The sequence below is a fragment of the Sulfurimicrobium lacus genome (genome assembly GCF_011764585.1).
In the GTDB taxonomy this organism is placed as follows: domain Bacteria; phylum Pseudomonadota; class Gammaproteobacteria; order Burkholderiales; family Sulfuricellaceae; genus Sulfurimicrobium; species Sulfurimicrobium lacus.
This window is the reverse complement of the sequence record NZ_AP022853.1, coordinates 169,622-191,321: the sequence shown is the minus strand read 5'-3', so window position 1 is coordinate 191,321 and position 21,700 is coordinate 169,622. Positions and strand designations below refer to the sequence as shown.

Below are 21,700 nucleotides of genomic sequence, written 5' to 3'. Positions count from 1 at the left end.
TGTCAGCACCCGAACCCGATTGCGCGGCGTCCTTCTTTTTTAGGCATTTCGAAGCGAGCGGTTTTTTTGCCGGCTGCCAGCGCTTTGGAAAAAGCCTCTTTGATCAGGCGCGTGGTTTTGCGCAAGTCGAGGTCTACGCGGTCGGCCAAGTGCTCGCAAACGTCCCTGTCGAGTTCAATCGGCTTTTTGGTTTTCCGGCGCAAATGCCGAGCCGCATCCTCGATGATGCGCAAGCGCTGCTCAGGCTCCGGGCGCGGCACGTCGAACACCTCCAGCCGAGACAACAGAGGTGCGGGTACGCCTTCCAGGCTATTGGCTGTGAGTATGAAAATTACCCGGCTGGCGTCGAACTGCATTTCGAAAAACTCATCCTTGAAGTTGGCGGCGGTATCCGGCTCAAAGAGGTCTAGCAGTACCGGCAAAACCGGATATTGCGAATTGGCGATTTTGTCCACTTCGTCAACCACCAATACCGGCGCAGCAGACTTGCCTTCGGCCAGCAGGGAAAACAATGAGCCGGGGCGGGCGGTGTGCCAGCTTGTATGTGATCCCGTTATCTGGAAGCCGCCTTGCGCGCCGCCTGCGCTGATCTTGTCGGTACTGACACCCAGGGCGTCCGCCAGTTGCATGGCCAGAAAGGTTTTGCCGATGCCGGGATCTCCGAGAAGAAGAATCGGCGTGATGCGGAAATCTTCCGGGCGCATGGCGCTGGCCAGGACAAGATCGGTCTGCAACCTGGCGATGGGCTCCACCAGATTCTCAAATTGGCTCTTGGCGTCTTCCAACTTTGCCCCTGCCTGCCTTGCGTCCGGTACTGTACGCAGGCCGTCATTGTACTGAGCGTTCATTAACACGCGCTCGCCTCCGGCGCGGCGTTCTTCACGCAAATTGCCAACCATAGTAAGTGCTTTGGCAACAGCCTCCGGGTGGAAGATCGGGACTGCGCGCACAGTTTTCTTGAGCTTCGGGAGCTTGCCAACCGGCGAAAAGGCGACGCGCCAGTGTATTGCACAGCGCTGGATCATGCTTTCCGTGTTTTCACCGAGTTTTCGGGTGCCGGAATGGAAATCCGAGAGGAATTTGGTGGCTGCGGGCGATTCACCACTGCCATTTACGAGCGCACAAAGCATTTGCAGTCCCGACTCCCATGCCTTGTCAGTGAGAAAATCGAGCATGAGCGGAAAGGTGCAATGCTTTTCCTGATACACAAAATAAAGGGCGACGGCAACAAACAGGTCACGCGAGAAATCGAGGGTAACGCTGTCGAATGTGGATTTCGTGCGCTTGAACATTTTGACGGCCAGCGCTTGAGCGTCTTCCAGGTCGTGCTCGGTGCCGGCGCGGATACAGGCCAGATCGCCGCCACTTGCGCGGTCGCGGTAGTCAAAGGGCTGCGGTTTTTGGGATGCTTTTTTGGCTTTCGCCTTTTCCGCGATCTCTTCCCGCTCCCGGCCCTGTGCGTCCGCGATTTCAGTGACAAGGGCACAAGGGAGAAGCAAGCGCGAGTGATCAAAAACAGCAAGCTCAAAACCATCAACAAACGAGGGTTTTGGCCTGGGCGGCGAGCCGGTGCTGGAATAACTTTTAGCCATAACGAATCTCCTTTCGGATTTGTTTAGGTTAAGGCCGGTGAAGGGCTGCAAACCTGTTTACTTGCCCGCGCGTACAGTTCACGTGCATGCACATTATTTAATGTGGTCATCTCACCAAGCGTATTGATGAACGCGGCACAAATATTTTCTGTCGGCAGGCCAACAAAAAATAGGCGCTCTGTTTCGTCCACCATGAGCTTATTATTAAGCCCAACTGGCTCACTGAATGAGCCAGGATGAGAAGGCCAATAAATTATTTATGCTGATTGCAGGAAGCGGAGATTAGGGGAGGAGCATATGGCGAATTGCTTTCGCATATATGTTGTTGAGTTCGATGGCGGCAGTGCGGAGGAAATGTGCGTCGCCAAAGCGACGCACATGACACGGGGAACTTGCATTGGCTCTAGTGATAAGTTTTGGAATCGCCTGTGGTTATTTGCTTATCATTGAATCAATATGTCACCATTAACTCTGGGCGCAGGACACGATCTAAATAATTTTTGTCGTTTCTTGGGTCGTATTCCACAATTTGCCAGTCCCGCTTTTCTTCCCAGTAAATCATCATAACCTTGGCATAGTCGGGATGCTCGGCCTGAGCCTTCACTAATGCGTTGCGTTCTTGGTCGTTGATTACTCGCTTGGTTTCCATTAGTAGAATACCGTTTCCACGTGTTCTGTCTTTCACGCCGACGATGAAATCTGGATAAAAATCGGGTTGGCCTGGCAATGGCATGCCTACAGAGAAGCGCTTGCGTGGCGGATTTCTATGCCACCACAACACCGTGCCAGTAAGGTCGTCGTCTAAATGTTCTGCAAATGGGCGCTCCCATGTATTCAGGTCATCCGGGAATACGCCATAGAGGTTGAGGCGTGCCGGATCAAGCGCAATAAAAGACCGCATTTCCGACGGGATGGGATCGGCTTCTTCGCTGACGGTGTGATTGGCAACGGCCTCGGAAATGGCCCGCTTCAACTGCAAGGGGCGCAGAGCCAAAATTTTGTGCAGGCCGGAACGGACCTTTGCGTCAGTGTCGAAGAGGTGGTCGATTCCCCGGTGCTCGATCTCTTTCGTTAGTTGAGCCATTAACGCTTGGTGCAACACGCGCACATCGATAACGTCGTAATCGTCCGCTTTGAACAGGGCCTGTTGGGCTCGGGCATCAATTTCCCTTTGCGCCAATTCCGCTCGAATCTCTTCCGGACGATCTTTGCGGTTTCCGAAAATCTCAACCTCTTCCATGATGATCTTGGCTGCGTTTTGCTGGGCAACGAGCAACGCATCGTCGTCGAAGCGAAAGCGCCCCACGATCTCCTTCACAATATCGGTGCTTTCCAGCGACAACATGGCTCGATGAAATGACCTTGGTGCCCCCAAATCGGAACGCAGTGGGTAAGAGAAATTTCCCGTCGCAGGCCCTGGCTTGGAGGTCGGTGTTGAATTGGAACCCGCCGTAACGGTCAAACCCCACTCGCCGAATAAAGCATCCTGAAGGCTCGGGCTGCCGCAAAGACCACCGATGGCTGAGCTTGCTCGCCCCCCGGAAATCTCTTCACCCAAGGTAAATGAATCTGCACCCAAATCAGCAGCGCCCACATGGCCGCTACTGGTTAGAAACGTGGTTTGACCATGCTGGGTTAATTGTGCCGCAGGCTCATCGCCGCCGATTGAAACAATGGCCACGTTGGTCGTAACTGATGCCAGCTCGGTTTTTACGGCGTTGATGCGCTGGGCGGCACTAGTCAGGCCCGTTTGCCCGGTGTTGTCAGACAAGAATACATAGCCGTTATTTAGCTGGTTAGGTAGATTCTTTACGATCTGCAGTCGCCGATCAACCCGCAGGATACGGCCCACAATCTGCACGCCAAAATCTTCGTCACGGCTGGGACGGAAAGACACCAAGGTAAATGCTCGTGGCGCATCAAAGCCGATGGCTACGGCCAACTTAAAGATGAGTACCTCAACAGATTCGTCAGCAGCTATTGTGGACAAATATGGGTCTGGTTCGTCGGCGGTGTGTGAGCGGATCAAGCTGTTGTCGCCATCAGTTCGAAAGCCAAGCTCTTTCAGCCATTGTGTGGCTTGTTCGACCGAACCTGTCTCACTATCTACCTGAACCAGTAACAAGGGGGTCACGGTGAGTCCAGCCTCGGCGATGATTTGCTTCAACTTCTTGTGTGTTGCTACGCCTTGCTTCAAGGCGGTACGCTTGAAGTCAATCAGGCTCTGCACATCATTGGGAGCTTTGAACACCGCAACCTTCACCCCTTCCTTGATCAGGCGGTCATCAATTGCCTGTTGACGGGATACGGTGATTCGGCGGAGGTTGGTGATACCGGTAGCTTTTGTGAATGTCTCAATATCTTTGTCACGCGGCGTGGCAGTGGCCAAGATGGTCAACTCGGGTGACAGCACCTCCTTGTAAAACGCAAACGCCTGCGTGGCTCCACGGAAAGTGTGGTGCGCTTCATCAATAATCACGCCGATGGCAAATCCTTGTGCCCGTGCGTAGACCACCAAATCATCGACTGATGGCATGACCTCCGTGCTGGTTCTAGCTTTGCGACTGGCTTCGTTGGCCACGGCCACGCTGGCCCATGTGGTGACAAACACGTCGCCCGATTTCAGGTCGGTGGGCTCGCGGTCAGTGGCTGGATTCTTGGGGCGTAGTGTGTCGAATTCAGTGCGAATGGTTCGGATGGCTTGGTCGATTAACCCGGAGAACGGGGCGATCCAGAACCAGACGACCTTGGGCAAGCCCGCGATGTTGTGGAGTTGGGAAATATTCTCCGCAACATGGCCCGCCATCAGTGTCTTGCCCGTGCCGGTCGGAGCCTCGAAAAGTAAGGCGCCCACATCGGCCACAATAAGTTTTTTGTTGGCCGCGTAGTTAGCGGTGCCGCGCACCTTGGCGAGTTCCGTCAGGCAAGTTCGAAGAATAGCGGTGCCGTTGTCCGCCGCTTCTTGCTGAAAGCGTTTCAGGACGGTTTGTGTGCTCACAGATCGACCCTCCCAAAACGTTCGATCAGGTAATCAGGGATTTTCTCCACCTTCATTTGGCTTTCGTTGAAACGCTGGCGCACCACGCCCGGTTGCCAGGAATATACGATGCATGGCTTTAATGTGGTGTCGAACCGGGTGCGTAAGGCATCAATGGCTTCTTGATTCAACTGGGGCACATACAGGATGTCGTGGCCAATCTCATCGCCTTCCAATATCTGGATAGGCGTTTCGTTCTTGAATGGTGAAATTGAGTTCGCATGCATCTGCTGCAACACGAACCAGATTTGATCATGTCGGATGTCGATGGCCAGCGTTTCGCGCGGTATACGGTTGGCTCGCATGTACGCGAACTCGCCGCCCAGGCCACCCACTTTGTTGGTTTTTGTTTTGGCCCGATAGGAATAACCCTCAACTGCAGCGCGCAAACGTTTAGCGGTAATGTCACGACACACGTTCTTGGCTGGCTCATCCTTATTGGCCTCGGTGGACGATACCAAGACGAAGGATCGGTTGCCGTTGTCCTCGTCATTAAGGGCTAACACGGCATGCCCAGTCGTTCCAGAGCCGGCGAAGAAGTCCATCACGATGTGCCCACTCTCACTGTCGGTGGCTTGACCCACCAGCGCCTTGATCAGGCTCATGGGCTTTGGATAGGCGAAATCCTTGTTGGACAGTATTTGTGAAAGCAGCTTTGTACCCTCGCTTGTGAAACCGACTTCGAAGGTTGTCACTTCTGAAAGATCGAGAGCTTCCAAATCCGTCTTTTTCATTGATGACGGAAGTACCCAGGTTGATACTGGCTGCTCGATCCGTTTCAGCTCTTTGGCGAAACGCTTGTAACGGGGCTTGCCGTAACCGATTTTGCGGCCCACCCAAGCATCCAAAGGTTCAATGTAACTCAGTAAACGTTCCGGGGCTTGGCCGTTGGCTACCTGTTGTTTCAGGTCGTTCATGGACAGGTACATCTGTAGATTTTTTGGGGCCGATCCATCACGGATGGCCGCTTCGATTTCCGCGACGGATTGGTAAATCACGAACTGGTCGTCGTTTGGCCACAGCACGCGCTTTTCCTCAATCATTTGCTCGATTGGCTTTGTGCGGATTTTCTTACCGTTGAAAAGCCTAGCCTTCGTGGCGAACCGCCAAACGCTGCCCGGATCGCAGGCGTAGTAAACGTCTGTCGCAGGGTTGTGCAGCGGATAAAAAGCTTCCGGACGCTGCTTGAAGTTGTGCGCTTTATTGAGATCGCCGCTGTCCCAATCGCCGCGATCATCACCATCTGGGTTGGAGTATGAACTGAGATTCTTGGTGGTGCCTGCGAAGGTGAAATCCTTGTTTGCATAGCACAGGACGTATTCGTGATCGACACTCAAAAACCAATCTTTGGAATCGTTGGCGCCACTGCGGCGACGCCATACAAAGGTTCCTACCCGCATACCAGGAAAGACCTGATCCATCAGCAAGGCCAGATGGGCGTTTTCTATATCATCGATTGAGACAAAAATAACGCCATCATCGGCCAGCAAATCTTTCGCCAGCAAGAGGCGACGGTACATGTATTCGAGCCACTTGGAATGGCGGTAGCCATCGTCCTTTTCAACGAATGTGTCGTTAAAGACGAAATCCTTGTTACCGGTGTTGTAAGGCGGGTCGATATAGATGCACTTCACCCGGCCCTTATAGGCGATGTGCAGGTATCGCAGGGCGTCGAAATTATCGCCTTCGATCAGGAAGTTTTCGAATGGCGATTGACCGACGGAAAGACTTTCGTCGAGTTCGAGGGTTACGAAATCGTCGTTAAGGGAACGCTCATGCTCGATCTCGTCGCGTTCCCACACTAGGCCGAGTTTGCGAGAGGCATCGCGCTTATAGAGCAGCGCAAGCAGTTCTTCCTTCGATAAATGATCGTATTTTTTTGCGCGGAGGGCGGAACTTTTTTGAGGGTCGTTACCTAATGGCTGCTGGCTGCTGGCTGCTGGCTGCTGGCTGCTGGCTGCTGGCTGCTGGCTGCTGGCTGCTGGCTGCTGGCTGCTGGCTGCTGGCTGCTGGCTGCTGGCTGCTGGCTGCTGGCTGCTGGCTGCTGGCTGCTGGCTGCTGGCTGCTGGCTGCTGGCTGCTGGCTGCTGGCTGCTGGCTGCTGGCTGCTGGCTGCTGGCTGCTGGCTGCTGGCTGCTGGCTGCTGGCTGCTGGCTGCTGGCTGCTGGCTGCTGGCTGCTGGCTGCTGGCTGCTGGCTGCTGGCTGCTGGCTGCTGGCTGCTGGCTGCTGGCTGCTGGCTGCTGGCTGCTGGTTTGTAGTCAAAATGTTCTCCCAATTGATATTCTCCATCCAACGGTGTTGGTCGTCGTGATATTCAGTTAAATCAAGATAATTTGTTTCGATGGCTCGATCACGTCACTAAGACTGTAAGTTTTGTTATTTCGCCGGACAGTGCCATCTTTAGAAACGATGATGATATTTTTGCTGGCATGCAACTGGCGAGCAGCCTCCATCAGGTGATTTTCTGCGGCAGTGGAGTTGGTCACGCAATTCTGAAATAGATCGGCTAACCGAGTGGGTTTGTTGAGTTGAAATATGGTTTGCCCAAAGTGTTCTCGCACCCCATCGATGCAGGCTTCTTTCGAGGCAGTACCCGCGAATTCAAAAGTCTGTTGACTGGTGTAGTCGGCATCCTTGTTTGCGTTGTAGCCAAGCACAAAAACGCCGGGTTCCAGTTCATGTCCGAATTCAGTGGCATGTTCCCAGTGCAGCGATTTCATGACTGCATGAGCACGGTATTGATTCGATAAGTGGATTAGCCAATAGCCCCATGAATTTAACCCATGCGGTTTCACAAAAAACAGGGTCATGAACTTCGCCCCGGTTTCGCATTTGATACCGTGCGCAAGATACCGCTGTAAGGATTGGCGCCACTCGCGTTTCTGCGTGGCCTTGAGCATATTCAGATCGGCCCAAGGAATATGTTTGTCCAGCCCTATGTTTTCTACTGATTTACGATTGGCGGCATGGTTTGATAAATACGTGGTCAGATTGTCCACGTTGAACGTCATGACAACCTCAGCGCCCTTGAGGGTACGCAGGATGCTCGCTATCTCTGGTAGCGGTATGTCTTTGTAGCTGTATTGATCGAGCACAAACAGGGCATGTTCCCCCATCTTGCGCTGCTGAATTTTTTGGACAAGAGATGGAAGTGATTGAAGGAAATCATTGGTGATGATTTCAGTTTGCTTGTGATCGATCAGATCGATAGCGTTTTCAGCGCGCCTTGCATCCAGCCAATATTGTAGATGCTTGGTCGTATCCGGCAGAATATCGATGAAGGAATATTCCACATTGACGTTGCGCGGAATTCGCCGTTCCTGATTAAGGAACATCCGGGCTTCGCGTACCGCCCGCATCATCAAAAGGGGGGAGCCGTCTGCAATTCCACCCTCTTCAGTTCGGTAACAACCCCCTCCACAAAAGCCGTCGATGATGGATAGACGAAGCTCGGGGATGTTTGCCGGAGCCATTAGTGTCAAAACATACCGTCTGACGTACTCCTCAACGATATTGTGTTTTGTTTGGCTATGCCGATCCAGAATAGGAGGCGGCGAACCAATTTGCCAAAGATATTTATCGTCGGATGACATCTATATCACTGTTGTATTGCGGGCATCGCATCCCAAGTACGTCCATGCAATTCTCGACCGTTATATTTTTTTGCACGCTTTTCGCCGTCAGCGCCCCATCCACCCCACTGCTTGAAGAAGAAGGCCACACCGTCAGTCTCGCACTGCTCACGAATGATGTCTACCCATTCCAACATCATAGGACGTGCTTTTGGGCCGGATTCACCGCCCACGATCACCCAATGTATATCAGTGAGGTCTAGCGTGCCGACATCCTCCAGCAACGGCTCGACAGATAGAAAGCGGATAGCAGCATTCACTTGGCGAAGGTGATCAATTCTGGGAACACCATATTGCCGATCTTCAACGGACACACCCATCCAGGCATTGGAGGGAGCCGTCTTGCCCTGAAAATATTCAGCCATGCGCGCGCTACGCTTGGTCAATATCTGGAAGGTATGCTGCTTGGCCTGGGCGATCACCTCGAATACCTGATCGATATAGGCGAACGGCACATCCTCATGAAACAAGTCTGACATCGAATTCACAAAGTATGTCGTAGGTGTTTTGCGCTTCAACGGATCTTGAAGCCGTTGCGGCAGCAGGGTCAGTTCAAAACCGCGCTCGTAGCCCGGCGTCTTCATGGCCTGCAAGCGTGCCGCCATGCCTTCGGCGTAGCAGTGTTTACATCCTGGAGAAACCTTGGTGCATCCAACAGTCGGATTCCAGGTTCGTTCCGTCCACTCGATTTTGCTTACTGTCGTCATAAAAATGCTCCCCTAATAGGGTCATGTTCTGTTGTCATCATTGTTTTCAAAAAGCTAATCCAGACGCACATTCGTCACGCCAATCACTTCCAGGCACTGAACCAAAAACACCGCAGAAAATCTCCCTCGGCTAATCTTGTTGGCAATGTTCTCTGGAGTTTCGCTTACGCCAATCACAGCCAATTTTTCTGCTAACTGTTGGTAGGTGACATCTCGGCGTTTCAGCTCTGCCTTGAGCATGCCTTTCACCTTGCGCTCCCAATCCTGGCTCATGAGGCGCCCTCCATCAGGGCTATCTTTACAGTATCTGCTGCCACAGGCTCACGGCATGAGCCTTTCGACATTTCATACTGATGGGCATTGACTATTTGCGTTGGGTTGAACACCTATTGCACCACGTTAAACAATATATAAATAATCATACACGATATTATTATCTTGACAAGCGATGAACATAGTATATCATTTGAGATAACAACATATCGTAAACGATGATAAGCATGTCACAGCACTTCCTCCTCTCTGCCAAAGCCCGCACCCTCTCCGTGCGCAAAGTCATGGAATTGACTGACGATCAGGCGTTTGCCTTGTTCAGGGAAGTGCGCTGGGGCGAAGGTGAAGAAGTGGCTTGCCCGGTATGTGGCACGGTCGGCAAGCACTATTTCCAGCACACCCGCAAGCAATGGCGCTGCAAGGACTGCAATCACACGTTCTCCGTGACCAGCGGCACGATCTTTGCCTTTCACAAGCTGCCGCTGCGCGTGTACCTGGCGGCCATCGCCATTTACACCAACGCCGTGAAAGGAATTTCCGCCCTGCAGTTAAGCCGCGACCTGGGAGTCCAGTACAAGACTGCCTTTGTGCTGGCGCACAAGATTCGTGAATCGCTGATGGAACACCGGGATGCTGCACCCCTGAACGGGGAGGTGCACATGGACGGTGCTTACGTGAATGGGCATATCCGCCCCAAGAACAAGAAAGAAGATCGCATCGACCGCCGCCTCGCCATCCACCAGAAACCCGGTAAGCGCTGCGTGTTCGTCATGCGCCAGAAAGTGGAAACGGCGGAGAATGAAATCAAAGGCTCCAACAAAACCCTGACCTTCATCATCAAGGCCGAGAATCAGGCCGACGTGAGCAAGTTGGCCGATGAATTTGTGAAGAAAGGCTCAATGATCTGCGCGGATGAATCCAACGCCTACGACCCGCTTCACGCCAAGTTCGATACTCGCCGCGTGAATCACAGCATCGAGTACCGCGCTGACGATGGCACGACCAATAACTTGGCGGAGTCCTTCTTCTCACGCTTTCGCCGCATGCAATATGGCCAGATGCACAAGTTCGGCAATCTGTACCTGGCAAACTATGCCAATGAGGCTGCATATCGTGAAGATACGCGCCGCACACCCAACGGCGAAATCTTCACCGACATCATGACGAAATGCGCCCACACGGGTACATCACGAGACTTCTGCGGGTACTGGCAAGGGAATAAGCGCCTGGCGGAGCGGCTGGCTGCCTAGCCATATACATATAGTAAATAATTTGCATTGAACTACCATATATAGTAATTTTAATGTACTCGCCGTGGGGGGGGTATTTAGCTTTGCTGAATGCCAAACATTGGTGATCTTGTTTGTAACAAAGTAACTTCATCAAAGGAGTTGATATGAGCGACAAGAAAGATAGCAATAACCTTTTTGTAGAACGCCGACCACAAGGCGATTATGCCGTCCGCAAGCCGAATGCTGAAAGGGCTAGCGCGGTCGCACCGACACAGGCGGAAGCAATCGAGCGTGCAAAAGAGTTAAACCCAGATGCAGCCGTTCACGTTGAGCGCGTCCGAAATACCAATACTGGGAATCCAGACAAGTGGCGGAAGCCATAGAGGCAAGACCGGCAGAGTGTCGCCCACCAATCTGTGAAGGTTGGCAGTATAGCCAATGACTTGCCGCTTTAGCGGCGTAGTCATTGGCTATACAAGGCTAGACCAATTGCCAAAGCAAGGCCATTCCTTCCTTTCCAGATTGGCGAACCACGCCTTTCTTCTCGGCGCGGCGAAGGGTATCCAGAATGGTGTCGCGCACGGCTTTAACCTTGGCTTCATCAAGATTCTTCTTTTTCGCGATACGCTGAGCAATTTGCTGCGTATTGAGTTTCCCGCCAGCCTCTCTCAACACCTCAAGCATGCAGCGGTTACTCTCGCCTTGCCTGAAAATCCGGTTCGTCTCAACAAACCGCTTGGGCGGCAAAGTGCGCAAGTCCATTTCCGGCGCGAATAGTTTGATCGTTGCGTCCAGGTGCCGGAGTTCGGCATCCAGCCGGTCAACCTCTTGAGCGTAATGCTCCAACCTGCCGACCAACTCAGCACGTTTGGAAACCAGGCCGGAGACAACAATAGATTGAGCCATGATGTTGCCCCCTCAGTCTGCCAGCTTCCAGCGGATGCTGACGCCATCCATGCCGACGCGCTGGACGATGCCCCGGCGCTCGGCAAAGCGCAGTGAGTTGTTCACGCTGTCCGTGATCGTCGTTTGCTGTTCGTGCGTCAATCCCTTTTTGTGCATGATCATCTCGGTGATGAGCGTGGTGCTCAGCACGCCATCTGCACGGCGCAGCGCGTCCAGGCAGAGCCGATAGCATTCGCCCTTCTTGAAGATGCGGCTATAGCGACGGTATTCCGTCGCCTTGATAGATCGGATACGATAAGTGGGATCGAAGATGCGGATCGCGGCGTCGATCTGGTACAAGCCTTGCCGAAGGCGCTCTATTTCCTTCTGGTGGTGCTCGATCATTCCGGCCATTTCGGAACGCTTGCCGACTAGCCCGGATATGGCGTAGGTGTGTCCCATATATCTTCCCATTTCAATATTTCTTGATAGGGAGATTCTACGGAAATGGGCCGAATTATCTTTGTGCGGTTGCTACATAATTCCGAAAAGAAGGTAACCAAGAAAAGGCGACCCCCTGCGCCGCCCTTCGGGTACCTTCGGTTTGGTCAGCAAATTGGGCGTCTGCGCAACTCGCCCTAACAGCCCACACAAAACGTGGGCTGTCGCGGAGCTCAGACAAGGCGCAGCCGACTGCCCCCAATTTGCTGACCAAACCGAAGCGGCGCAGAAGGGGAAGCGGGTGGTGCGCCACAACCACTGATTTAAAGAAAGAACGTGGTACTGCCCCGAATTCCCCTCGGTCCACCGCCGAGCAGCGGAGGCAAGCCGGGGGTAGTCGGCGAGGACTGTCTGAGCGCAAAGCGCGAGTTCCGCAGCCGCCCGGCTTGACGAGCAGCGCAGGGGACCCCGAAGGGGCGGTGGATGGGGGGCCCTTTTGTTTGGTTACTTTATTTTGGGCAAGCAAAATAAAGTAACCAGCTGCCGGGCTGCCCCCGGCAATCAATCAAGCGCGCGAAGCGCACGCAACACTACCGGACTCGGATCAATCGTGGCTGAACCAATTGATTCGATTAACCCACTGGTCAATTACATTCGATCTGGTTTACTGAGGACACGAATCTTATCTGTCTGTACTATTACGTCATATACGGACAGTTGAATTTGATGGAGTTTCAATGAATCAAAGACTTATGAAAAATCAGCACGCCTTATTATTATCAACAGTACTGACCGTTCGGTCCGTTGATTAACTGTTAGACCTCCCGCCAATGAAGCTTTTTCCGAGATTACCCACTCATACCGAAGTCGGTTGGTTCCTCGCTCTGAGCACAAGCTTAGGGTTTCTGTATGTCCTCTTCCAGCAGCTTGGTTTCAGTTCCAACGATAGTAAGGGGTTAAGTCTCCTGGCGTTGTTAGTCTTCATTACTGTTGGTTTGATTGCTTACCGCAGATGGTTCATGACTCGTTGGGATCGTCAGTTCAAAGGACTTTCCTTAGAACAGCAAAGTCTGGAGCTAGACAGGGTATTTGAAGAGCAGGTTGCCTCAGGCATCATCACTCGCGTAGAACTCAATGAAATGAGAGCAAAGGCAAAGGGCAGGTATGAGCGGGAGGGATTTAGTGGGCAAATCGAAGACAAGTCTGTCTAACCTGCCGCTCCAGTGGGACGCTTCGCCGGCAAGCCGGTTTCGTGCCCCTGAGTTCACACGTTGAGCGTTACTCCTTAAAATGGCCCATCAACCACCTACCGTCCGAACATATCTATTCTCTGGAGCACTCGCGTTCGCTGGTGCCCTGGGGTTGTGGAACATTTATTCTGAGGGAGAAGAAAGCGGCATTCTTCAAGTTGGTTGGCGTGCTTCAGTAAGGCTAGTATCTCGAACAAGCGATCCACTAAGCTTTGACATGTGGGCTACTTTTTTCATCCTGGGTAGTGTCGGATTTTTATTGCTTGGACTTTGGTCGTTGTGGTCGGCATGGAGGTTGATTAGGTAGTAAATGGCGGCAGTCATTTTATCTCTCTAAAGGGCTGCTCCAGGCGCTCAACCCGCCCCCTCCGATCACTGGACGCTGCGCCGCGCTTATGCCCCCGCGCCATCCCGCTGCCGAAGATAAGCCCGCCACCCGCCAAACCCGGTGATGTCCACCGCACCCGTTATTCCAATCCCTTCGCAAATAAACCCGTTCACCGTACTCCCATCCTCCAGTTCCACCTTCCCGATCCCCAGCGGCGCAGGAATCCCCGCCACGAAAGAGCCAAACTCACTGGCCGGCAGCTCCCAAACCTCGCACTCGATAGCCGCTCCCCCTTCCGCCACCCGCACCAGCCCCGGCCGCTTGCCGTCCGGCAGCGCGTAAAAACGGTAGCAGGGCGCGGTATGGGTGCCGGCCACCAGCCGCCCGCCGCGCTGCGTAAGCTGCCAGTTGAGCGGCAGCCCAGAGAGGTGTGCGCCCACTACCGCCACCCGCACCTGGCCAGAAGGCAGGAGACTGATGGCAGAAGACTCGGGCTGAGGCAGGCCGGTGGCACCCAGCGGCGTGGCAACAGCCGTCTGCATGCGGCCTGCCAGGCGCAGCAGCGGACCATCCTGATGAGCAGGCGCCACCAGGGTAATGCCGAAAGGCAGCCCATCCGCCTGGAACCCGGCCGGCACGGCGGTCGCCGCGTAATCCAGCAGGTTCATGAAGTTGGTGTAATAGCCTAAATTGGCATTCAACCGGATCGGGTCGGCCTGCATGGCGGCGATGGGGTAGATCGTGCCGGCGGTCGGCGTGACCAGGCAGTCGATGGTGTCCCATACCCGGTCGGCCTCGCGCTTCAGCGCGCGCAAACGGTATTGCCCGGCGAAGGCATCGGCGGCGGAAAAGCGGCTGGCTCCGGCGATGATGTCGCGCACCGGGGGAAATATCCTGTCGGCCTGGCTGTCGAAAAAATCCTTGATGGCTGCGTAGCGCTCCGCCACCCACGGCCCTTCGTAGAGCAGGCGGGCGGCGTCCAGGAAAGGCGCGAAATCGATCTCCACCGGCTGGCCACCGAGCGCCTGCAGCCGCGCCAGCACCTCACCGAACAGGCGCTCGGCTTCCGCGTTGCCGAAGAACTGCAGCTGGTCGGCGCGCGGCACCCCGAAACGGAACGCCTGCGCGCGGCCGAAATCAAAGCCGTGGCCCTGCGCCGGGCGGGAATAGGGGTCGGACTCGTTGAACCCCGCCGCCACGGCCAGCACCTGTTCTGCGTCCTGCGCCGTCAGCGCGAAAATGGACACGCTGTCCAGCGAGCGGCAGGCCGGCACCACGCCGCTGGTCGACAGCCAGCCGCAGGTGGGCTTGTGGCCGACGATGTTGTTGAACGCCGCCGGCACCCTGCCGGAGCCGGCGGTGTCAGTGCCGAGGGAGAAGCTCGCCTGCCCGGTGGCCACCGCCACCGCCGAACCCGAGCTCGATCCGCCGGAGATGTAGGCCGGGTCGAAGGCGTTGCGGCAGGCACCGTAGGGCGAGCGGGTGCCGTTGAGGCCGGTGGCGAACTGGTCGAGGTTGGTCTTGCCGAGCGGGATGGCGCCCGCGTCGATCAGGCGCTGCACCACCGTGGCGCTCTTTTCCGGCAGGTAGGCGAATTCCGGGCAGGCCGCCGTGGTGGGCGCGCCGGCCAGGTCGATGTTGTCCTTGATGGCGAAAGGGATGCCGTACAGGGGCAGGGCGGCCGGGTCCTTGCCCGCCAGGGCGTCGGCGTAGCGGTACAGCTCCGCCGGGGAGAGGCGGTGAATCCACACCGGGTTGCCGTCGTCGGGCCGCGCCAGCAGCGCGTCCACCAGCTGGCGCGGGGTGAGCTGGCCGTTCAGGTAAAGCCGGCGCAGGCTGGCGATGTCGAGGGAAAAGTCTTGCATGGCCTATTCCCCCTGCAGCACCAGCAGATCCTGCCCCGCCGCCACCTGGCTGCCCTCCTTGCAGAACAGGCGCAGCACCTTGCCGGCGGCCGGGGCGGTGACGGCGATTTCCATCTTCATGGATTCGACGATCAGCAGGGTATCGCCCGCTTCCACCGTGTCGCCTTCCGCCACCTCGATTTTCCAGATATTGCCAGCCACGTGGCTGGCCACGGCGCGGCTGTTGGGCGGCAGGTCCAGCTCGCTGTCGGCGGCGGCTTCCGCCACCGTGGCGTCGGAGGCGTAGTCGGCCTGGCCGCTGGCTTCCCAGCGCTCGCGTTCGGCGTCGAAGGCGGCCTGCTGGGTGGTCTTGAAGGCGGCGATGTCGCTGCTGTTGGCTTCGAGGAACTGGTTGTACTCCCTGAGGCTGAACGTGGTTTCCTCGACCTTGAGCTGGAAGCGCCCGGCGACGAAGTCCTCGCGCAGCTTCAGCAGTTCGGCCTCGGACACCGGGTAGAAGCGGATCTGGTCGAAGAAGCGCAGCAGCCAGGGCTTGCCGTCCGTGAAGTCGGCGGTCTGCTTGTAGCGGTTCCACATCTGGATGGTGCGGCCGACGAACTGGTAGCCGCCGGGGCCTTCCATGCCGTATACGCACATGTAGGCGCCGCCGATGCCGACCGCGTTCTCCGGCGTCCAGGTGCGCGCCGGGTTGTACTTGGTGGTCACCAGTCTATGTCTGGGGTCGAGCGGCGTGGCCACCGGGGCGCCGAGGTACACGTCGCCCAGGCCCATCACCAGGTAGCTGGCGTTGAACACGATGTCCTTGACCTGTTCGATGTCGTCCAGTCCGTTGATGCGGCGGATGAACTCGATGTTGCTCGGGCACCACGGCGCGTCCTTGCGCACCGACTGCATGTATTTCTCGATCGCCAGGCGCGTCGATGGGTCGTCCCACGACAGCGGCAGGTGCACGATGCGCGTCGGCACCACCATGTCCTCGATGGCGGGCAGCCGGGCCTCGGCGTAGCTCAGGGTTTCCATCAACTTGTGCAGCGGCATCACACGGCTGTCGTAGTGCACCTGCAGCGAGCGGATGCCCGGCGTGAGGTCGATGATGCCGGGGAAGTCGCGCCCCTGCAGCCATTCCATCAGGGCGTGGACGCGGAAGCGCAGGTTGAGGTCGAGCACCAGCGGGCCGTATTCCACCAGCAGGTACTTGTCTCCCGCCGGGCGGTAGGTCACCGCCACCTGCCCGGCCGTTTCCGCCACGCGGCGCAGCACGGGGCTGCTGATCTTGTGTGCCGCCGGTTCTGGCGAAACCGGCAGGGCCGGCGGTGCCAGATCGGCGATCAGGGCTTCCTGTTCGCTTTCGAGAACGCCGGCCTCCTCCAGGCTGACGCGGCGGAAGCGCACCGTGTTGCCGGGGCGCAGCTGGCCCATTTTCCACAACTCGGCCTGCACGATGGTGGCCGGGCACACGAAACCGCCCAGGCTGGGGCCGTCCGGCCCGAGGATCACCGGCATGTCGCCGGTGAAATCCACCGCGCCGATGGCGTAGGCGTTGTCGTGGATGTTGGACGGGTGCAGCCCGGCTTCGCCGCCGTCCGTGCGCGCCCACTGCGGCTTGGGCCCGATCAGCCGGACGCCGGTGCGGCTGGAGTTGTAATGCACTTCCCAGGCGGTGGCGAAGAACATCTCGATGTCGGCGTCAGTGAAGAAGTCAGGCGCGCCGTGGGGCCCGTAGAGCACGCCGATTTCCCAGTCGCTGCAGTATTCGGGAATCAGGGACGGGTCGAGGAACTCCCCTCGCCCGCTGTTGGTGGGGGAGAGGGAACACGGCGCGCCGAAATGCAGCACGTCGCCCACCCGCAGGGTACGCCCGGCGTGGCCGCCGAACTGGCCGAGGGTGAAGGTGGATTTGCTGCCGAGGTAATCCGGCACGTCGAAACCGCCGGCCACCGCCAGGTAGGCACGGCACCCGGCGCCCTGCACGCTGCCCAGGCGCAGGACGCTGCCGGCCTGCACCGCCACCGCCTGCCACATGGCGAGCGGCGCGCCGTCCAGCTCGGCCGCCATGGCGGCGCCGGTGAGCGCGATCACGCTGTCGCTGTTGAAGCGCAGCGTCGGACCGGCGACGGTCAGCTCCAGCCCGGCGGCATCGGCGGCGTTGCCGAGCAGGCGGTTGGCGAGGCGGAAAGCCAGCGCGTCCATCGGGCCGGAGGGCGGCACGCCAACGTTCCAGTAGCCGACCCGCCCGGGGTAATCCTGGAGGCTGCTCTGCACGCCGGGCTCGAGCACGTCCAGCGTGTTCGGCTGGTAATGGAAGCCGTTGAGGTAGCGCGTGGTCTGGCGTCCCTCGGCGAACACATGGTCGCGCAGGATCAGGCGCAGGTAATCGAGGTTGGTCTCGATACCCGCCACGCGCGTGGCGTCCAGCGCGGACTGCATTTTCGCCAGCGCGGCGTCGCGGGTTTCGGCGGTGACGATGATCTTGGCGACCATCGGGTCGTAGAAGGGCGGAATGGCGCTGCCGCGCTCGACCCAGGTGTCCACCCGCGCGTCTGCGGGGAAATCGGCGGCGGTGAGCACGCCGCTGGAAGGCTGGAAATTCTTGCCCGGATCTTCCGCATACAGGCGCACCTGGATCGACGAGCCCTTGGGCGCGATGGAGAAGCTGTCGAGCGGCGCCAGGTCGCCCGCCGCCTGGCGCACCATCCACTCCACCAGGTCGATGCCGGTGACCTGCTCGGTGACGCCGTGCTCGACCTGCAAGCGGGTGTTCACTTCGAGGAAGTAGAATTCGCCGTTGCTCGCGTCGTAGACGAACTCCACCGTGCCAGCGGACTGGTAGCTCACCGCCCGCCCCAAGCGCACCGCGGTTTCCAGCAGGTGCTGGCGCTGTGCGTCGCTGAGGCCGGGCGCCGGGGTTTCCTCGATCACTTTCTGGTTGCGGCGCTGCACCGAGCAGTCGCGCTCGCCCAGCGCGACCACCTTGCCCTTGCCGTCGCCGAAGATCTGCACCTCGATGTGGCGCGCTTCTTCCACGTATTTTTCCAGGTAGATGCCCGCATCCTTGAAGTTGGCCTTGGCCAGCCGTTCCACCGAGGCGTAGGCTTCCACCAGCTCGTCCGCGCTCCAGATCAGGCGCATGCCGATGCCGCCGCCGCCGGCGGTGCTCTTCAGCATCACCGGGAAACCGATGCGCGCGGCTTCGGCCTGGGCGTGGCCGGCGTCGGACAGCAGGCCGGAGCCGGGCAGCAGCGGCACACGGTTGCGCTCGGCCAGCTCGCGCGCCGTGTGCTTGAGGCCGAAAGCCAGCATCTGTTCCGGGCTGGGGCCGATGAAGGCGATGCCGGCGCGGGCGCAGGCGGCGGCGAAATCGGCATTCTCCGAGAGGAAGCCGTAGCCGGGATGGATGGCCTGCGCGCCGGTCTGCTGCGCCACTTCCAGAATCTTGTCGCCACGCAGATAGCTCTCGGCGGCGGGCGCGGGGCCGATGCACACCGCTTCGTCGGCCTGAGTGACGTGCAGCGAGTGGGCGTCCGCTTCGGAATACACGGCCACCGACTTGACCCCCATCTTTTTCAGGGTGCGGATGATGCGGCAGGCGATGGCGCCGCGGTTGGCGATCAGGACTTTTTCAAACATGTTTTTCTCCAGGCGGGTCGTCCCGCCTTTGTTGCTTTCGGCCGCAGGACGTCCCGCGGCTGCATCGTTATGCGTTCCACACCAGCAGACGCACCGGCGTCGGGTTGTAGGCGTTGCACGGGTTGTTGAGCTGCGGGCAGTTGGAGATCAGCACCATGACGTCCATCTCGGCGCGCATTTCCACGTACTTGCCGGGGGCGGAGATGCCGTCGGCGAAAGTCAGGCCGCCTTCGGGCGTCACCGGCACGTTCATGAAGAAGTTGACGTTGCTGGTGAGGTCGCGCTTGTCCATACCGCAGTCGCAGTGGCCGAGGGCATGCAGGAAGCTGTCGCGGCAGCTGTGCATGTATTTCTTGTCGCTCGCGTAGCGCACGCTGTTGCTCTCCGCCGCGCAGGCGCCGCCCAGAGTGTCGTGGCGGCCGCAGGTGTCGGCGCTGATGATGACCAGCACGTTGCCTTCGCTGGACAGCAGGCGTGAGCCGGCGCTGAGGTAGATATTGCCCTGGGCGCGGATGGTGTCCACCGCGCTGTAGCGCTCCGCCGGGTCATGGGCGTTGTAGAACAGGGTGTCGACGGCCTGGTTGCCTTCCAGGTCGAGGATGCGGAAGGTCTGCCCCTGCTCCACTTCATGCAGCCAGGATTCGCCGGCCGGCAGGGTGTAGTCGTAGACAGCTTCTTTCGGGTCGAGTTTGCTTGCGACGATAGCCATGTTTCTTCTCCTCAGCGGAACAGGAGTTCGGTGTTGTAGAAGCCGCGGGTGTTCTCCGGGCGGAAGTTGCGGCAGTGGTCCGCCGCGTCCGGGGTGCCGCAGCGCCAGGCGGTGAGCTTGACCGGCCGGGGCTGGTAGGCCGGGTTCGGGTCGAGCGGGTGCTGGCAGGCGGACAGCACCACCAGGGTGTTCATTTCGAAACGCAGGTCGACGAAATCCCCCGCCGCCGAGTTGCCGGGCTGGAAAGCCAGGTTGCCCGCGTCGTCCGCGCTCACCTTGCTGAAGAAATTGACGTTGGCCACCACGTCGCGCTTGCCCAGGCCCCATTTGCCCAGCTCGATCAGCATGCTGTCGCGGGCGTTGCGGTGCATGGCGTTGCGTTGGGCCTGGTAGGACGCTTCGCCGTACCTGGCCTTGACCAGCGCGGCGTCGCTCATGCCGCAGAGGGTGTCGTGCCAGCCGCAGCTGTCCTCGATCACCGAGCACAGCACGCGCCCCATGTCGGAATAGCACACGAAGCCCTTGGAGAGGTGCGCGGTGTGCTGCGCCTTGAGCGTGTCCGCCATGTTGTAGCGCTCGAGCTTTTCCTCGGCGTTGTAGAACAGGGCCGAGAGGTTGGCGCCGCCTTCCAGGTCGGTGAGGCGCAGGGCGGTGCCGCGCTTCATGACGAAGGACCAGTGGGCGGCGCCGGGCAGAGTGTCTTCCCACAGCGCCAGCTCGGGCTGAAATTGAGTGGTCATGGATGCATCCTCCATCAGAAGAATTTCAGGTAGCGCTTGATTTCCCACTCCGACACGCTGTTGTGGTAATCCAGCCATTCGCGGCGCTTGAAGTCGGCGAAGGTTTTGGCCATGAGCGGGCCCATCACCTGCGCCGCGAGCGGGTCGGCCTCGAAGGCATCGACCGCCTCGCCCAGGGTGCGCGGCAGGTAGCTCAGGCCCTGGTCGTGCAGTTCGCTCTCGGAGTAGAGGTACATGTTCTCGGCGTGCGGCGCGCCCGGATCGAGGCCTTCGCGGATACCTTCGAGCCCGGCGGCGAGGATCATGGCCGCCGCCAGGTAGGGGTTGCACGACATGTCCACGGCGCGGCATTCCACCCGGCCGCCGGCCAGCGGCACGCGCAGCATGTTGGTGCGGTTGTTGCTGCCGTAGGAGACGTGCACCGGCGCCCAGGTGAAGCCGGACATGCTGCCCTGGCGCACCAAACGCTTGTAGCTGTTGACGGTCGGGGCGATCACGGCGCAGATCGCCTGGGCATGCTTGAGCACCCCGGCGATGAACTGGTAGCCCAGCTTCGACATCTTCAGCCCGTGGGGGTCGCTCGGGTCGACGAACAGGTTCTCGCCCGTTTCCAGGTCGGCGAACGACATGTTGTAGTGGGCGCCGCTGCCGGTGCGGTTGCCGAACGGCTTGGCCATGAAGGTGGTGAACCAGCCGCGCTTGTGCGCGAGTTCGTTGGCCATGAGGCGGAAGAAGGTGAAGCGGTCGGCCATGGTGAGGCCGTCGGCGTACATGAAATCGGTTTCGAACTGGCCGTTGGCGTCCTCGTGGTCGAAGGAATACACGTCCCAGCCCAGACCGTCCATGGCCTGCACCAGCTCGTCCAGGTAGCCGTAGCTGTCGAGGAAGCCGCGCACGTCGTAGCAGGGCTTGGCCAGGGTGTCGCGCTCGCTCACCGGGCCGAAGCTGCCGTCCGGGTTGTCCTTGAGCACGAAGAACTCGGTCTCGATGCCCAGGTTGAAGCGGTAACCCAGGTCGGTGGCCTCCTGCAGCACCTTCTTGAGGATGCCGCGCGAGCAGGCCTCGAACGGCGCGCCCTTGAGGTGGAGGTCGCTGGCGAACCAGGCGATTTCCTTGTTCCACGGCAGCACGGCGAGGGAATCCAGGTCCGGGTGGGCGGCCACTTCCTCGTCGTTCACCTGCTGCGGCACGCCGTCCAGGGCGGCGCCGGTGAACAGCTCGGAACCGGCGGCCATCTGGGCAAAATGGGACAGCGGCACGATCTTGGACTTGCTGATGCCGTGCATGTCGACGTAGCTGGCGAGGGCGTACTTCACGCCGGCGCTTTCAAGTTTGGCCTTGGCGGCGTCGACGATGGGGGAACTCATTTTCATGGCAAATAC

Annotated in this window: 17 protein-coding genes; 4 read left to right on the top strand and 13 right to left on the bottom strand. The window is 58.3% G+C overall.

Features of this window, described 5'->3' with window-relative positions:
• Positions 1-2: 2 nt before the first annotated feature.
• From SKTS_RS00920 to SKTS_RS00910, 3 genes are all read right to left on the bottom strand, one after another.
• Positions 3-1,592, bottom strand: coding sequence for an AAA family ATPase (locus SKTS_RS00920; protein WP_173058991.1), 1,590 nt, complete (start codon positions 1,590-1,592; stop codon positions 3-5).
• Between the two features lie 451 nt (positions 1,593-2,043).
• Positions 2,044-4,590, bottom strand: coding sequence for a DEAD/DEAH box helicase (locus SKTS_RS00915; RefSeq protein WP_173058988.1), 2,547 nt, complete (start codon positions 4,588-4,590; stop codon positions 2,044-2,046).
• Entirely contained in the window at positions 4,587-6,431 is a 1,845-nt protein-coding gene (locus SKTS_RS00910; protein ID WP_173058985.1) for a site-specific DNA-methyltransferase, read from the bottom strand. The genes SKTS_RS00915 and SKTS_RS00910 overlap by 4 nt, the downstream gene beginning before the upstream one ends.
• Positions 6,432-6,547: 116 nt before the next feature.
• Between SKTS_RS00910 and SKTS_RS00905 the strand changes: the two genes are divergently transcribed.
• Positions 6,548-6,940, top strand: a complete 393-nt coding sequence (locus tag SKTS_RS00905; RefSeq protein ID WP_188200234.1) for a hypothetical protein — start codon at positions 6,548-6,550, stop codon at positions 6,938-6,940.
• Positions 6,941-6,947: 7 nt separating this feature from the next.
• On the opposite strand, the gene SKTS_RS00900 is transcribed toward SKTS_RS00905, so the two are convergent.
• From SKTS_RS00900 to SKTS_RS00890, 3 genes are read right to left on the bottom strand one after another with little or no spacing between them, the layout of a single operon-like run.
• On the bottom strand, positions 6,948-8,222 hold the full coding sequence (locus SKTS_RS00900) for a three-Cys-motif partner protein TcmP (RefSeq protein WP_173058982.1): 1,275 nt from the start codon (positions 8,220-8,222) through the stop codon (positions 6,948-6,950).
• Between the two features lie 5 nt (positions 8,223-8,227).
• The gene (locus tag SKTS_RS00895) at positions 8,228-8,968 is read right to left on the bottom strand and encodes a DUF5131 family protein (protein WP_173058979.1); all 741 of its coding nucleotides are present in this window, start codon (positions 8,966-8,968) and stop codon (positions 8,228-8,230) included.
• Positions 8,969-9,022: 54 nt separating this feature from the next.
• Positions 9,023-9,241, bottom strand: a complete 219-nt coding sequence (locus tag SKTS_RS00890; RefSeq protein ID WP_173058976.1) for a DUF6471 domain-containing protein — start codon at positions 9,239-9,241, stop codon at positions 9,023-9,025.
• 227 nt (positions 9,242-9,468) lie between these two features.
• Between SKTS_RS00890 and SKTS_RS00885 the strand changes: the two genes are divergently transcribed.
• Positions 9,469-10,491, top strand: coding sequence for an IS1595 family transposase (locus SKTS_RS00885; protein WP_173058973.1), 1,023 nt, complete (start codon positions 9,469-9,471; stop codon positions 10,489-10,491).
• Between the two features lie 146 nt (positions 10,492-10,637).
• Positions 10,638-10,856 (top strand): DUF2188 domain-containing protein, encoded by a 219-nt coding sequence (locus SKTS_RS00880; RefSeq protein WP_173058970.1) that lies wholly within the window; start codon positions 10,638-10,640, stop codon positions 10,854-10,856.
• Between the two features lie 97 nt (positions 10,857-10,953).
• Here SKTS_RS00880 and SKTS_RS00875 read toward each other — a convergent pair whose 3' ends face one another.
• A complete protein-coding gene (locus SKTS_RS00875; protein WP_173058967.1) occupies positions 10,954-11,379 on the bottom strand; it encodes a hypothetical protein in 426 nt (141 codons plus the stop codon).
• A gap of 12 nt (positions 11,380-11,391) precedes the next feature.
• Complete coding sequence (locus tag SKTS_RS00870; protein WP_173058964.1) at positions 11,392-11,820, bottom strand: hypothetical protein; 429 nt, start codon at positions 11,818-11,820, stop codon at positions 11,392-11,394.
• An 809-nt stretch (positions 11,821-12,629) separates the two neighbouring features.
• Here SKTS_RS00870 and SKTS_RS00865 point away from each other — a divergent pair.
• Positions 12,630-13,010, top strand: a complete 381-nt coding sequence (locus SKTS_RS00865; protein ID WP_173058961.1) for a hypothetical protein — start codon at positions 12,630-12,632, stop codon at positions 13,008-13,010.
• 432 nt (positions 13,011-13,442) lie between these two features.
• Here the strand turns inward: SKTS_RS00865 and atzF are convergent, their stop codons facing one another.
• The 5 genes from atzF to glnT form a co-directional block, all read right to left on the bottom strand.
• A complete protein-coding gene (gene atzF, locus SKTS_RS00860) occupies positions 13,443-15,242 on the bottom strand; it encodes an allophanate hydrolase (RefSeq protein ID WP_173058958.1) in 1,800 nt (599 codons plus the stop codon).
• Between the two features lie 3 nt (positions 15,243-15,245).
• Complete coding sequence (uca, locus tag SKTS_RS00855; protein WP_173058955.1) at positions 15,246-18,869, bottom strand: urea carboxylase; 3,624 nt, start codon at positions 18,867-18,869, stop codon at positions 15,246-15,248.
• A gap of 67 nt (positions 18,870-18,936) precedes the next feature.
• A complete protein-coding gene (locus tag SKTS_RS00850; protein ID WP_173058953.1) occupies positions 18,937-19,578 on the bottom strand; it encodes an urea amidolyase associated protein UAAP2 in 642 nt (213 codons plus the stop codon).
• A gap of 11 nt (positions 19,579-19,589) precedes the next feature.
• Positions 19,590-20,318 (bottom strand): urea amidolyase associated protein UAAP1, encoded by a 729-nt coding sequence (locus SKTS_RS00845; RefSeq protein WP_173058950.1) that lies wholly within the window; start codon positions 20,316-20,318, stop codon positions 19,590-19,592.
• A gap of 14 nt (positions 20,319-20,332) precedes the next feature.
• The gene (glnT, locus tag SKTS_RS00840; protein WP_198420407.1) at positions 20,333-21,691 is read right to left on the bottom strand and encodes a type III glutamate--ammonia ligase; all 1,359 of its coding nucleotides are present in this window, start codon (positions 21,689-21,691) and stop codon (positions 20,333-20,335) included.
• Between the last annotated feature and the right edge of the window lie 9 nt (positions 21,692-21,700).